The sequence below is a fragment of the Streptosporangium sp. NPDC004379 genome (assembly GCF_042873875.1).
Lineage (GTDB): Bacteria > Actinomycetota > Actinomycetes > Streptosporangiales > Streptosporangiaceae > Streptosporangium.
In genome coordinates this window covers 638,433-652,405 of sequence record NZ_JBIAMC010000002.1, presented here as the reverse complement: position 1 = coordinate 652,405, position 13,973 = coordinate 638,433, and the positions used below count along the sequence as shown (strand labels likewise).

Below are 13,973 nucleotides of genomic sequence, written 5' to 3'. Positions count from 1 at the left end.
GCCGGTGCCGGCGGCCGGCTCGGTCCTCCTCCAGATACGCCGGGGACCGGTGCTGAGGAAGCGATTCAGTGACCTGGACGGTCGAAAGCGCCCGCCCGGACCCCTTCGAGGAAGGCCCGCCATCCGTCTCCGCCGAATCTCAGCACCGGTCCGTCCGGATCCTTGCTGTCCCGTACGGCGTGGCCTCCGCCGGGCAGACGTGCCACTTCCACACAGTTGTCCTGCTGAGCGCTCTGGCTGCTCTTGCGCCAGGCGAGTCCGGGAAGAGCCTGGTCCACGATGCTCACTCCTGCTCCTGTCCTAGGAGATCAACGAGTTCGGCGATGTAACGGACGGACTGCTCAACGGTCAGGGCTGCCGCGATTACACGGTCAAAAGTGAGCGTATACGCCTGAACCTCCTCTGGTCTCTCCAGAAAAAGGTTGTCTGTCGGTGTCTCCAGATAGACGATCGACGGGTCCAGGTCACCCGCGAAGTCCAGGATGACGAACCCGCTTCCCATCGCCGCGTGCGCGCCGGTCGAGTCCGTTATCACCTGGACGGCGATGTTGGACCGCGCCGCCATGTCGGCCAGATGACTGAGCTGTTCGGCCATGACCTTCGGGCCGCCGACCATCTTTCTCAGCGCCGCTTCGTCGATCACCGCCCACAGTTGAGGTGGGTCATCACGGGTGAGGATCGTCTGCCGGGCCAGGCGTGCTTCGACGCGGCGGCGAACGGACTCCTGATCGAGCACCTGGCCGGCCTGGAAGATCGCAGTGGCGTAGTCGGCCGTTTGCAGGAGGCCGGGGATCGTGACCAGCTCGACGGTGCGGATCTGGGTGGCCTCTGCCTCGAAGCCGGGAAGGCTGCCGCCGAACACGTCTTTGTACTTCGTCCACCAACCCCGCTCGCGGGCCTGCCGGGCGAGATCGAGGATCGCTTCGCGCACAGTGACGTCGGTGACGCGGTAGAGGTCCAGCAGCAGACGGATGTTCCCGATGTCGGGCAGCACCCATTTGTTCTGTTCCATATGCGTGAGTCGGCCCCTCGACCATTCCAGGCGTCTGGCGACCTCGTCATGTGTGAGGCCGGCCTGCTCGCGGAGCCGGATGAGTTCGGCGCTGAGGCGTCGCCTTCTCACTGTGGGACTACCGACCACCTATCTTCTCCTTCTACGCAATGAATGAAAGTGGCGGAAGGTGCAGACAAAACAGACCATTGTCGCAATGTAATTTTGGGCTTGAAAATTCTACGGCCAAAGCTCACTATCTGAAGAGCATTGGTTGCCGAGGGTGATGGAGTATGGGTCCTGCGTAACGCACCTTCGGAATTCTCATAGAGCTGGTGAGCCGCCACATGGCCGACATCGGACTCGGCTCATCGGGCATTACCGCTCGGCCATGGACGCCATGAAGACGCTCTGCCAGGCGAGTGACGTCGCCTGGCAGAGCCTTGAATCGCACGTCGGAGGTGCGACCCGTGCACAACCCTAGTAGAGGCATGCGGATCACCCGGGTCCGTTGGCATGCCGAACAACCACCCACCCCGCTCGGATGCCGCTGGTGCGGCCACCCGCCCTACGCCCACGACACCCACGGCCTGCCCCACCGCCCCGGACATCTGTGGGAGCAGCCCACACCCGCCCAGGTTCGCGCCCGCATGGCCGCCCGCAGGCGACTCGGACTGTGCGACCGTCCCTTCCCCGGCACGATCAAGCCCACCACGGCCCGCTCCTCCAGGCTGTTCCACTCGCCCACGGGCTCTCCGGTGAGCAGACCGGCTATGGGCTTCTCTACGGGCCAGGGGCGGCACGCGCGGCCGACGGCGACCGCCGTCACGCCGTACGGACGAGGAGGGCCGCGCCCGCAGGACGCATACGTGCGGGACTCGCCACCGGGACCGCGCCCGCCGTACGGGAACTCATCGCACGGAGGCTCGCCGTACGGGGGCAGGCACGGGGCACGACGCGAGGGAGTGGCGGTATGAGCCCGGAGCGCCGGGCCGACGGACCGAGGGGCCTGACCCCACAGTCCCGGCCGGACGGAGAGGCGGAGAGAGCGGCGCGGTTGCTGTCGAGGCTGCTCCGCGTGCTCGCCCGGCGTCCCGGAACGGCGAACGGCTCCGATGGCGCGCACCCCACTGAGACCGTACGCCCGGGAGTGGAAGCGGCGTGGCCGCCGCGACCCGGGCGGACCGGGACGGGCCTGCCGGTGATCTCCCACCGCTTCCCCGCCAGTCGCGACCAGGTCAGGCACGCCCGCGACTTCGTCGCCGGACTGCTCGGCGACGGCCACCCGCTGCGCGACGACGCCGTACTGCTGACCAGCGAACTGGCGACCAACGCCGTCGAGCACGTATGTGGGCCGAGCGGCGAGACGAGCAGGCCGGGCGGGTCGGCCGGACCGAACGGACCGAACGGACCGAACGGTGAGGTGGGCAGGCAAGGCGGGCCGACCAGTGAAACGAGGCAGGGCGGGCGGCGGGAGTTCCTCGTCACCGTCGCGTTCGTCGGGCGCGGTGTGCTGGTCACCGTCCAGGACCCCGGCTCCTCCCGCATCCCCTGCCCCCGCGACCCCACACCCGACGCCGTCGGCGGACGCGGCCTCGCCCTCGTCGACGCCCTCGCCTCCCGCTGGGGCTTTCACCGCGACTCTCTCGGCACCGTCATCTGGTTCGAACTGCGCTCTCCTGGCTGACGACCCGCCCAGGGATCCGCGGGGATCCACAGGGTGGCCGCCGCCCGGCCCGTTCCCGGGGGCGATCACCCCGCCCTCGGGGGAACGGGACCGTTCACCGGTGGCGATTACCCCCGCCCCCGCGGGATTTGGCACACTGCGGGGAGCGTGCGGGGTGAGCCCTCCGGCGGATGACGAGGAGTGTTGAGCGGATGAGCGTCCGATGACGTCGGTGGGATTCGACCTGGACCTGACGCTCGCCGACACGCGCGCCGGCATCGCCGCCGTCTACGACGAGCTGTCCCTGCGGCTCGGCGTGTTCATCGACAGCGCCGTCGTGGTGGCCAGGCTCGGGCCGCCGCTGGAGTGGGAGCTGGCCAACTGGCTGCCGCCGGAGGAGATCCCGCCGGCCGTGGCCCTCTACCGGGAGCTGTACCCCTCGATCGCCGTGCCCGCCACCGTGACCATGCCCGGCGCGCGCGAGGCCGTCGAGGCCGTACGGCGTGGCGGCGGCCGGGTCATCGTGGTGACCGGGAAGAACACCGTCGACGCGACGCGGACGGTCGAGTTCCTCGGCCTGGAGGTGGACGCGGTCGCCGGGTCGGTCTTCGGAGCCGCCAAGGGCCCGGCCCTCGCCGACTTCGGCGCGACCGCCTACGTGGGGGACCACGTGGCCGACATCGAGGCGGCCAGGGCGGGCGGCGCGGTCAGCGTGGCGGTGGCCACCGGCGGCCACCCGGCGGAGGATCTGCGTGATCACGGGGCCGATGTGGTCCTGGCGGATCTGACCGAGTTCGGGGAGTGGTTCGGCGGTTGGCGAAACGCCGCTGTCGTCGCGTAATTCCGCGGAAATAGACGGTCGCTCCCGGCGTCCTGTGGGCATAACCTACATCCATTCCGTTTCACGACAGTCTGAACGAGGTCACCCCTGTGCCGAGTGGCAAGGTCAAGTGGTACGACGCCGACAAGGGTTTCGGCTTCCTCACCCGCGACGACGGCGGTGAGGTCTTCGTGCATTCCTCCGCGCTTCCCGGTGGCGTGGACATCCTCAAGCCAGGGCAGAAGGTCGAGTTCGGTGTGGCCGAGGGGCGCCGTGGCCAGCAGGCGCTCTCGGTCCGCGTGATCGACCAGCCCCCGACGCTCGCCAGGGCCGCCAAACCGAAGGGCAAGCGCAAGAAGCCCGACGAGATGGTGGTCATCGTGGAAGACCTGATCAAGCTGCTGGACGACGTCTCCACGGCGTACCAGAAGGGCAAGCACCCCGAGCCCGCGCACGGCAGGAAGATCGCCGCGATCCTCCGTACGGTGGCCGACGACCTGGAGGCCTGACCGCGCCGACGGCTGACCGCCGGCCGCGTTCCGGCGGCCCCGGCCTGACCGCACGGCCCCCGCGACCGGCAGGGGACCGTGCCGTCGCGGGGCCCGACGACCGACTGCCGGGTGGCTCAGCCGTGCGGGTTGGTCAGCGGCTTGGTGTGCTTGTCCGTCTTCTTGTCCGCCGGGTGGTCCCCGTGACGCACGATCGCGGTGGCCGGTCCGGCGGGCTTCGGGGCACGCCGCGTCCACCGGAGCCGGCGCGTGCCGGACGCCGCGGAGTCGTCGTACGGCTCGCCCGCCGGACCGCCGGGCGTCGCTCCACCGGGCACCGGGCCGCCCGGCGCGGGACCGCCGGACGGGGGACCCTGCGGATCGCCGCCCGGCGCGGGCGGGGCGGCGGGCCCCTCGGAGTCGGTCGCGTCGTCCCCGGCGGCCGTCGCGGCGGCGGGGACGACGGAAACGGCCGAGGAATCGGGAGCGGTCGAGGCGCCGGGAGCGGATCGCGCGGCCTGGATCCGCTCCTCCACCGCCATCGTCCGTCCCCGGCGCCGAGCCACCAGCCAGCCGAACGAGCCGCCCAGCAGCGCCGCCATCACCGCGAGCCCGGTACGGCCGCCGGCGAACAGCGACAGCAGCAGCCCGAACAGGCCGCCGGCCACCCAGGTGATCTGCAGGATCGCCTCCACCACGCCGAAGGTGGACGAGCGCACCTCCTCGCCGATCTCGCGCTGCACGATGGCGTCGAGCGCCAGCTTGCCCAGTCCCTGGGCGAACGCGGCCACCAGGGCGACGGCCACCGCCGTCCACAGCGTGAACACGACCGCGGGGACGATCGTCGCCACGGTCGCCAGCGCCAGTGTGGCCAGCACGATGACCTGAGGCGAGCGGCGGCGCATCCGGGAGGCCACGGCCGTGCCGGCGAGGCCGCCCGCCCCGGCGGCCACCGCGAGCAGGCCGATGGTCACCGCGGGCGTCTGGCCCGGCAGCTTGCCGTCCTGCACCAGGAACAGCAGGTAGAACAGCAGGAACCCGGACTGGACGCGGATGGCCATGTTGGCCCGCATCGCCTCGGTGACCACCGGGCCGACGTTCAGCAGGGTGCGCCAGCGGTGCGGCCGCTCCTCCCCCTCCTCCCGGAGCTCCTCCAGGTCGGGGGAGTCGACGTGGCGGGGGAGCCGTACGGCCCACACCCCCTGGAGCAGGAAGACCACCGTCGCCCCGCGCAGTATCCAGTCGCCGCCGATCCAGGCGCTGACGCCCGCGCCGACCGGGACCGCCACCCCGGCCGCCACCAGCGCGAACAGCGCGACCCTGGCGTTCGCGGTGACCAGCGGGATGTCGGCCGGCAGCACGTTCGGCATGATCGCGGCGCGGGAGACGCTGTAGGCCTTCGACAGCACCAGCACGGCCAGCGCCGCCGGGAAGATGGTGAACGGGTCGCCGCTGACGAACGCCGCCGCCATCGCGAAGCACAGCAGTCCCCGGCCGAACAGCGTGCCGGCCATCACGAAGCGCCGGCCGGAGCGGAGGCGGTCGAGGACCGGGCCGACGAACGGCGCGACCACCACGAAGGGGATCATCGTGATCAGCAGGTAGAGGGCGACCTGGCCGCGGGCCTCGTTGACCGGGAGCTTGAACAGCGTCCCGGCCAGGGCGGCGGTGACCAGCGCGTCGCCGGCGCTCTGCGCGGCGGTCAGCTCGATGAGCGGCCCCAGCCCGGTACGGCCGGCCCCCTGGGCATGGGTGAGCCGCCGCATGGCCCGGCCGGTCCGGCGCACCCCGCCGGCCGTGCCGCGACCGGCGCGCGCCGCCGCCCGTCCCGCGCCCCGGCCCGCCCGTACGGTGCCCCGCCCTGCCCCGGCCGCCGCCCGGCCGGTCCGGCGGGACGCCTCGCCCACCACCCGCCGCGTCCGGTTCCACCCGTTTCCCACGCATCCAGTCTTACCCGATCGATCTCGCCCTACGATCGGTCCGTTGCTCGGCCCGGCCGTTCCGCGGCGCGCGTCCGGCGTGGCCGGGACGCCTTTTCGCACCCGGGACCGGTTCCTGGAAAAATGGTGATGGCCAGGTCGTCCGATGGCCGCCGCCCGTCCCTCCCGTGCAGGGGAGGACGGTGCCGTCCGCTCCGGACATGGGTGAGAATGAACTGTGAGTCAGCGCAACGAGCGAGCGAGCAAGCACAGCGACCGTCCGGTTGCGGGGCCGACGGGAGCGAGCTCGTGAGCCCCGCCAGGACCCGCACCCCGGTTCTCGACCCCGCCTGCGCCGCCGCCGTGGACCTGGCCCGTTCCGCCGTCGAGGAGAACGTCCCGCCCGGCGAGGTGGGCGGGCACCTCGGAGTGGAGAGCGACGGCGAGCGGGTCGCCACCCATTACTTCGCCTGCCTCGACCGCGCCTACATCGGCTGGCGGTGGGCGGTGACCGTCGCCCGCGCCTCGCGGGCGCGCAACGTCACGGTCAGCGAGGTCGTGCTCGTGCCCGGCGAGGGCGCGCTGCTGCCGCCGCAGTGGGTGCCGTGGAGCGAGCGCCTGCTCCCCGGCGACCTCGGCGTGGGCGACCTGCTGCCCACCGCGGCCGACGACGTCCGCCTCGCGCCCGGCTTCACCGACACGGGTGAGGAGACCGACCGCGAGATGTTCTTCGAGTACGGCCTCGGCAGGGCCCGGGTGCTGTCCCCGGTCGGCCGCGACCGTGCCGTGCGGCGCTGGCACGCGGGCGAGGCCGGGCCGCACACCCCGATCGCGCACGCCGCGCCCGCCCAGTGCTCCACCTGCGGTTTCTACTGGCCGCTGGCCGGCGCGCTGGGCGGCACGTTCGGCGTCTGCACCAACGAGTTCGCCCCGGACGACGGCCGCGTGGTCGCCGCCGACCACGGCTGCGGCGCGCACTCGGAGGCGGCCGTGACGCCGCCCCAGGTCGAGCCGACCGCGCCGATCCTCGACGAACTCGCCTACGACATCACCGAGCACCTCGCGGAGGAGCTGCCGGGGGCGGACCGCGGCGGTTCGGTGGACGACGCCGCGGCCGAGCCGCTGGGCCACTCCTGACGCGGCCCCTCGCGGGGCCGCGTCCCGGTCCCCGCGGGGCCGTCCGGCGCGGGCGGGGCCGTTCACCGGCCCGCCGGCCCGGCGTGCGACGTGACCATTGGAGCCTCTTCGACCCTTGGACTCATGGCTGTGACTGACATTTTCGGCCCCGACACCTTCGGCACCGACCGGATGCGCTCCGCGGTGCTCGCGGCCTGGACGGCCTCGCCCGCGCGGTTCCGTGAGGACGCCAACGCCGAGGAGGACTTCGCGCTCGGCGGCTACCGCGACCGGCTGATCGTCGAGCTCGCCCAGAACGCCGCCGACGCCGCGGTCCGCGCCGGCGTGCCGGGGCGGCTGCGCCTGGCGCTGCGCGAGGGCGTGCTGTCGGCGGCCAACACCGGCGCGGCGGTGGACACCGCCGGGATCGAGAGCCTGTCGACGCTGCGCGCCTCCGCCAAGCGCGGCGAGGAGGACGCCGCGGGCCGCTTCGGCGTCGGCTTCGCCGCCGTGGTCTCGGTCAGCGACGAGCCGGTGATCGGCTCGCTCGGGTCCGGGGTGGTCCGCTGGTCCCGTTCCCAGACCGCCGCGCTGGTGGCCGCCGAGCCGGTGCTCGCCGCGGAGCTGGCCGAGCGCGGCGGGCACGTGCCGCTGCTGCGCCTGCCGTTCCCGGCGGGTCCGGTGGAGGTGCCGCCGGGGTTCGACACGCTCGTCCGGCTGCCGCTGCGCGACGCCGCGTCCGAGGACGCCGTACGGCGGATGCTGCGGGAGGCCGGTCCCGCGCTGCTGCTCGGGCTGCCCGCGCTGGAGTCGATCGAGATCGACCTCGACGGCGAGACGCGCACGATCCTGCCGGGCGGCTGGCGGGTGGTCTCGGTGTCCGGGCGGTTCACCCCGGAGGAGGCCGCCGAGCTGTTCGCCGACCGGCCGACCGAGGAGCGGAGCCGCCCCCACTGGCTGGTCCGCTGGGCCGTACCGGTCGCCGAGGCGTCGGGTGAACCGCGGCCGCTGCCCGAGCTGGTCCGGCCGGTGGTGCACGCGCCGACGCCCAGCGACGAGCCGCTCGACCTGCCCGTCCTGCTCATCGCCTCCTTCCCGATGGCGACCGACCGGCGGCACGTGGCCATGGGGCCGCTGACCGACTTCCTGGTGGAGCGCGCCGCCGACGCCTACCTCGACCTGCTGGCCGGGCTGCCCCGCACGCCCGCCCTCCTCGACCTCGTCCCCGGACTGATGGGCAGGGGCGAGCTCGACGCGCGGATCCGCCGCGCCATCCTGCGCAGGCTTCCGGACCTGCCGCTGCTCCCGGCGCTGTCGCCCCCCGCCGACGCCGCCGCCGGGCCGGGCGAAGCCACCGGGGACAGCGGGGCCGCCGGGGACGCCGGGGAGATCGTCGTCGCGGGACGGCAGGCGTCGGTGGTGGCGGCGCCGGGCGAACTGCTCACGAAGATCGCCGGCATGGTCCCCGGGCTGCTGCCGGCCGGGTGGCCGTCCCGGCACCCCGCGATCTCCGCGCTCGGCGTCCGGCGGGTGCAGCTGTCCGACGTGGTGGACATGCTCTCCGGGGACGCCGTCGCCGACCTCGGCCCCGGGTGGTGGCGGTCGCTGTACGAGGTGCTGCCCGCCGACGACCCCGAGGCGCTCGGCGCGCTGCCGGTGCCGCTGGCCGACGGCCGCCTGGTCCGGGGGCCGCGCGGCACGCTGCTGCTGAGCGACGGCTCGGCGCTGGACCCGGCGGTGCTGGGCCCGCTGGGCCTGCGAGTGGTCCACCCGGAGGCCGCCCACCCGCTGCTGCTGCGCCTGGGCGCCGCCGAGGCGACGCCCAGGACGGTCCTTGAGGACCCGCTGACCCGTTCGGCCGTCGCGGAGTCGCTGGACGGCCCCGACCCCGAGCCGGTGGCGCAGGCGGTGCTCGCGCTGGTGGACGCCGCCGGGCTGGTCCCCGGTGACGCGCCGTGGCTGTCGGAGCTGGCGCTGCGCGGCTCCGACGGCGAGCTGTACCCGGCGGGCGAGCTTCTCCTGGCCGACGGCGCGCTGGCCGGGCTGCTCGACGCCGAGACCCACTTCGGCACGGCCGCGCCCGACCTGGTGGAGCGGTACGGTCCCCGGGTGCTGGCCGCGACCGGCGTGCTCGACGGCTTCGCCGTGGTCAACGACGCCGACGTCATGCTCGACCCGGACGAGTGCGACCACGACCTCGACCGCGAGGAGGAGTGGCTGGAGGCGGTGCTCGACCTGCTGCCCGACCTCGACGTGCCGCCGGTCGCCCGTGAGTTCTCCGCCGTCCGCGACCTGGAGTACGTCGCCGACTGGCCGTCGGCCCTGGCCCTGCTGTCACGCCCGCCGCTGCGCTCGGTCCTGCACCCGCTGCGGATCCTGGCGGCCGGCGAGGTCGTGGAGGTGCCGTCCTACACCGCGTGGTGGCTGTCCACCCGCCCGGTCCTGGACGGCCGGCGTCCCACGCAGCTGCGGCTGCCGGCCGCCGACCCGCTGCTGTTCGGCCTGTACGGCGACGCGTCCCCGGCGGTGGACGAGGCCGCGCTCGCCATGATCGGCGTGCGGACCACCCTGGCCGACCTGCTCGCCTCGCACGGCGGCCCCGACGAGCTGCTGGACCTGCTGGGCGACCCCTCGGTCGAGGTGGACCGGGCGCAGCTGCGGTCGCTGTGGGTGGCGCTCGCCGGTGTCGAGCCCGCCCGCGTCGCGCCGCCGACGGCGGTGCGGGCGATCCTCGACGGTGAAATCGTCGTCGTGGACGTCGAGAACGGGCGGCTGCTCGCGGGGTCCGACCGCGTCGGGGGCGCCGGGGCCGAGGTGCCCGAGCCGGTGGTGGTGGAGGCCCCGGACCTGCTGCCGCTGGTGGCGGGCCGCCCGCTGGTGCTGGCCCCGTTCGATCTCGCCGAGGCGCTGTCGGAGCTGCTGGACCTGCCGCTGGCGGGGGAGGAGGCGGCCGGTGAGGTGACCTCGTCAGGCGCGGTGCGCGAGGTGCCGCCCGCCGTACGGTCGCTGCTGCCCACCGCGCCCGCCACGTACGTGGAGCACGAGAAGCTGCTGGTGGACGGCGTCCCCGCGGCCTGGCGGTTCTTCGAGGGCGCGGTGCACGCCTCGGGTGCGGAGGGCCTGGCGCGGGGGCTGGCCTGGGCGTCGGGTCAGTGGGGCGACCGGCTGGCCGTGGCGGCGCTGCTGCGCGACCCGGCGGCCGTGCCGCTGCTGCTGGCCGAGGCCGACCTGGACAGCTGGACCGCCTCGACGGACTAGCGCTCCGGACGGGGGCGGTCGCCGGGGCCGCCCCCGTCATGGACGGAGAGGGACCGGACGCTCCTCAGCCGGGGTCGCCCCTTCGTCGTGGACGGGGAGCCGTCGGGCGATCCTCAGCCGGAGACCGTCCTGGCCGGGCCGACCGGCTCCTCGCCGGGCCGCCGGTCAGGGGGTGGGCGGCGAGGTGGGGGAGACCGGCGGGATCGCGGTGGCGGGCTCGACCGGCTCCTCGCCGGGAGCCGGGGCCGAGGCCGGGGGGTGCCGGTCGCGCCGCCGGATGAACCACACGCCGAAGACGCCGCCGCAGATGCCCGAGACGCAGGTCCAGATCCACCAGTGGTGCTCGGCGTCGGTGCCGACGACCAGAAGCACGACGAGGGCGGCCGCCCACAGGCCGATGCCCGTGAGGATCGTGGCCGTGTCGTTGGTCTTCAGCGGCTGGAGATCCGAGGGGCGAGACTGCTTCACGGAGCCAGCGTAGGCGACAGGGACTCACCGCCAGCAACCTGGCCCCGTGAGATCGCGAATCGGTCGCGAAAACATCACCATCCCGGCCTGGCTCTTCCGGCGGCGGACACGCACTGTCACCCTGCGTCCGTGACTGACAGTAAACCCACCCAATTGAGCGGTCTTGACCGTTTCTTTCGCATTTCCGAGCGCAACTCGTCGGTCGGCCGAGAGGTCCGGGGCGGCCTGGCGACCTTCTTCACGATGGCCTACATCGTGGTGCTCAACCCCCTGATCATCGCCACCGCCAAGGACGCCGACGGCCAGTTCATCGCCGACGCGACCTCCGCGCCCACCGGCCTGGTGGCCGCCGGGACCGCCTTCGTCGCCGGCGTGCTGTGCATCCTGATGGGCGTCGTCGGGAAGGTCCCGTTCGCGATGGCCGCCGGGCTCGGCCTGAACGCCTTCGTCACCTACGGCATCGCCTCGCAGATGTCGTGGGAGGCGGCCATGGGCCTGGTCTTCCTCGAAGGCGTGATCATCGCCCTGCTGGTGCTGACCGGGTTCAGGACGGCGGTGTTCAACGCCATCCCGCCCCAGCTGAAGACCGCGATCAGTGTCGGCATCGGCCTGTTCATCGCGCTGATCGGCTTCGTGGACGCCGGTTTCGTCCGCAAGGCGCCGGCCGTTCCGCTGGAGCTGGGCATCGGCGGCAACCTGACGAGCTGGCCGATCTTCGTGTTCGTGGCCGGCCTGCTGCTGCTCGTCATGCTCGTGGCCCGCAAGGTGAAGGGCGCCATCCTCCTCGGCATCGTCGGGACCACCGTTCTGGCGATCATCGTGGAGGCCGTCGCCAAGGTCGGCGGCTCGGGCACGCCCGACCAGCCGAACCCCGGCGGCTGGCGGCTCGTCGTGCCCGCGATGCCGGAGAAGGTCTTCGGGTTCGAGAACCCGCTGGTGCTGTTCCGGGAGTTCGACCCGTTCGGCGCGTTCGGCTCCGTCTCGGTCATCGTGGCGCTGCTGCTCGTCTTCACCCTGCTGATCACCGACTTCTTCGACACCATGGGAACGATCGTCGGCGTCGGAGGGCAGGCGGGCCTGATCGAGGAGGACGGCACGCTGCCCCGGACCAGGGAGATCCTCCTGGTCGACTCGATCGGCGCGGCGGTCGGCGGCGCGGCCTCGGTCTCGTCCAACACCACCTACGTCGAGTCGGCGGCGGGCGTCGGGGAGGGCGCGCGCACCGGTCTGGCCAGCGTCGTCACCGGCGTGCTCTTCCTGCTGGCGATCTTCGTGTCGCCGCTGGTCGCGGTCGTCCCGCACGAGGCCGCCGCCCCGGCGCTGGTCGTCGTGGGCTTCCTGATGATGACGGCGATCCGCGAGATCGACTTCACCGACTACGAGATCGCCATCCCGGCGTTCCTCACCATCGTGCTCATGCCGTTCAGCTACTCCATCGCCAACGGCATCGGCGCGGGCTTCGTCAGCTTCGTGCTGATCAAGCTGGCGAAGGGCAAGGCGCGCGAGGTCCACACCCTGATGTGGGTGGTCGCGGCGCTGTTCGTCCTCTACTTCGCCCTCGGCCCGATCAAGTCCCTCCTCGGCGTCGGCTGAGGAACGACACCGGCCGGGGAGCACGCCGGAGAGGCCGCTGCGGCGACGGCGCAGGTCGCCACGGCGGCCTCTCCGGCTTTCGCCCGGATCCGGGTCGTCCGGCCCGCGGTCCCGGGTGGTCCCGGGTCATCCGGGTACGAGAGGCGGAGCCGTCCTCCCGAAGAGGGAGGGCAGGTCGACCAGGAGCACATCGCCACGACGGCCGGCGGCCTCCACGAGGCCGGGATGGAACCCCTCCAGCGAGAAGATCGCCAGCAGGGCCGAGGTGACGTCGTGCCCCTCGCCGCGGAGGACCTCCTTCAGTCGTTCGAGTCGTTCCAGGTCGGCGGGGCCTCGCCGTACGAGGGTGGCCTTGGCCTCCCCGATGAGGCCCACCACGGCACGGCCGGCCCTTCTGTCCAGGGCGATGACGTCGATCTCGTGCTTGGCCCTGCCGCCCCTGTCGTTGACCACCGTCGAGGTGACCAGGCCGGTTCCTCCACGGAACGAGGGGTCGGTGTGGCGGCGGAGCCAGTCGCGGGCGCACTCCTCGAAGTGCGGGCCCAGAACGCGGGAGACGAAGGTGGCCTGTGAGTCGTGCCACGCCCGCGCCGAACCGCCCGTTTCGACGAGATCCCGTTTCGGGACGGTGATCAGGTTGTGGAAGCGGATGATGGGGTCCGCGACGGTGATCACCGGACGCCGCTCCCAGAGCGGGTCCGTCGAATGGTTGAGGTAGCCCGAACTCGTCAGCATCTCCAGCGGACGGCCGAGGGAGGTGCGATCCCGCTCCAGCATGCCGCCGATCTTCGCCGGGCTGGTCGCTCCGGAGGCGACCGCGTTGATGATCGCGTAGTGGAGCGAGTTGCCGGTGAACCGCGGGTCCTCCCGCAGGAGGTACTCGGCCTCGCTGCGGGAGAAGAGAGCCTGACCCGGGTCGAGGACCGTGGCGGGAATCCACGCGTCGAACTCCTGGAGGTTCCGGGGGGCGGGCCCGGGAGAGAGGTTGCGGTAGCCGGGCGACCCGCCGAGTACGGCGTGCAGGCGCAGGGCGGTCGCGGGATCGTCGATCCCCCAGTGCCGTGCGGTGGTGGTCAGGTCGAACGGCTGGAGGCGGAGGTCGACGGCGGCCCGCCCGCGCAGCGCCTTCGTGCCGGACATGAGCTCGTTCATCACGGAGATGGCCGATCCGCACAGGATCACCCTCCCGCCCTCGTGGCCGTGGCCGGTCTGCGAGCGGTCGTAGAGAAGCTGGAGCAGGCCGGGGATCTCCGGTGAGTGCGCCATCCAGTAGGGCAGTTCGTCGATGACCAGGAGCCCGGACACGCCGCTCCGGCGCGCGGTCAGGCTGATCGCCGAATCGAGGAGGGACTCCCAGCTTGCGTCGGCGCCCAGGAGATCCGGCCCGATGCCCGCGTACCGCGCGATGTCCTCCGCGAAGCGCCGCCGCGCGGCCGGCGCGCCCTCTTCGGCGACCGCGGAGACGTAGAGCCCGCCCACCGCGTCGGCCAGCGCGCGCAGGAGGTAACTCTTGCCGACCCGGCGGCGTCCCGAGACCACTCCCAGGCGCAGGTGCGGGTCGGGATGCCTGACGAACTCCGTGAGCGTCGACCATTCGGAGTCGCGAGAGAGCAGGCGAGAGGGCTTCTCCATTGCAGCCTCCTATTTTGTATGC

General features: G+C 72.8%; 11 protein-coding genes. 6 read left to right on the top strand and 5 right to left on the bottom strand.

Annotation, left to right across the window (positions count from 1 at the left end; translation table 11 throughout):
* Positions 1–65 precede the first annotated feature (65 nt).
* Positions 66–287 (bottom strand): DUF397 domain-containing protein, encoded by a 222-nt coding sequence (locus ACFYSC_RS07075; RefSeq protein ID WP_389957854.1) that lies wholly within the window; start codon positions 285–287, stop codon positions 66–68.
* Positions 284–1,123, bottom strand: a complete 840-nt coding sequence (locus ACFYSC_RS07070) for a helix-turn-helix domain-containing protein (RefSeq protein WP_389957961.1) — start codon at positions 1,121–1,123, stop codon at positions 284–286. The genes ACFYSC_RS07075 and ACFYSC_RS07070 overlap by 4 nt, the downstream gene beginning before the upstream one ends.
* Before the next feature lie 1,018 nt (positions 1,124–2,141).
* Between ACFYSC_RS07070 and ACFYSC_RS07065 the strand changes: the two genes are divergently transcribed.
* The 3 genes from ACFYSC_RS07065 to ACFYSC_RS07055 all read left to right on the top strand — a co-directional run bounded on the left by ACFYSC_RS07065 (position 2,142) and on the right by ACFYSC_RS07055 (position 3,986).
* Complete coding sequence (locus tag ACFYSC_RS07065) at positions 2,142–2,678, top strand: ATP-binding protein (protein ID WP_389957851.1); 537 nt, start codon at positions 2,142–2,144, stop codon at positions 2,676–2,678.
* Positions 2,679–2,880: 202 nt separating this feature from the next.
* Positions 2,881–3,498 carry an HAD family hydrolase gene (locus tag ACFYSC_RS07060; RefSeq protein WP_362931316.1) on the top strand — a complete coding sequence of 206 codons (618 nt, stop codon included), beginning with the start codon at positions 2,881–2,883 and terminating at the stop codon, positions 3,496–3,498.
* Positions 3,499–3,587: 89 nt separating this feature from the next.
* Positions 3,588–3,986 carry a cold-shock protein gene (locus ACFYSC_RS07055; protein ID WP_389957848.1) on the top strand — a complete coding sequence of 133 codons (399 nt, stop codon included), beginning with the start codon at positions 3,588–3,590 and terminating at the stop codon, positions 3,984–3,986.
* A 116-nt stretch (positions 3,987–4,102) separates the two neighbouring features.
* Here the strand turns inward: ACFYSC_RS07055 and ACFYSC_RS07050 are convergent, their stop codons facing one another.
* A complete protein-coding gene (locus ACFYSC_RS07050; protein WP_389957846.1) occupies positions 4,103–5,905 on the bottom strand; it encodes an MFS transporter in 1,803 nt (600 codons plus the stop codon).
* A 288-nt stretch (positions 5,906–6,193) separates the two neighbouring features.
* Between ACFYSC_RS07050 and ACFYSC_RS07045 the strand changes: the two genes are divergently transcribed.
* Both ACFYSC_RS07045 and ACFYSC_RS07040 read left to right on the top strand, forming a co-directional pair.
* Entirely contained in the window at positions 6,194–7,021 is an 828-nt protein-coding gene (locus tag ACFYSC_RS07045) for a DUF3027 domain-containing protein (protein WP_389957844.1), read from the top strand.
* 123 nt (positions 7,022–7,144) lie between these two features.
* On the top strand, positions 7,145–10,258 hold the full coding sequence (locus ACFYSC_RS07040; RefSeq protein ID WP_389957841.1) for a sacsin N-terminal ATP-binding-like domain-containing protein: 3,114 nt from the start codon (positions 7,145–7,147) through the stop codon (positions 10,256–10,258).
* Positions 10,259–10,423: 165 nt separating this feature from the next.
* Here the strand turns inward: ACFYSC_RS07040 and ACFYSC_RS07035 are convergent, their stop codons facing one another.
* Positions 10,424–10,726: a DUF2530 domain-containing protein gene (locus ACFYSC_RS07035; RefSeq protein WP_389957839.1), complete on the bottom strand. Its 303-nt coding sequence runs from the start codon at positions 10,724–10,726 to the stop codon at positions 10,424–10,426.
* A gap of 129 nt (positions 10,727–10,855) precedes the next feature.
* Here ACFYSC_RS07035 and ACFYSC_RS07030 point away from each other — a divergent pair, with 129 nt between their 5' ends.
* Entirely contained in the window at positions 10,856–12,319 is a 1,464-nt protein-coding gene (locus tag ACFYSC_RS07030; RefSeq protein ID WP_362931326.1) for an NCS2 family permease, read from the top strand.
* A 126-nt stretch (positions 12,320–12,445) separates the two neighbouring features.
* Here ACFYSC_RS07030 and ACFYSC_RS07025 read toward each other — a convergent pair whose 3' ends face one another.
* Positions 12,446–13,951 (bottom strand): ATP-binding protein, encoded by a 1,506-nt coding sequence (locus ACFYSC_RS07025; protein WP_389957837.1) that lies wholly within the window; start codon positions 13,949–13,951, stop codon positions 12,446–12,448.
* Positions 13,952–13,973 lie beyond the last annotated feature (22 nt).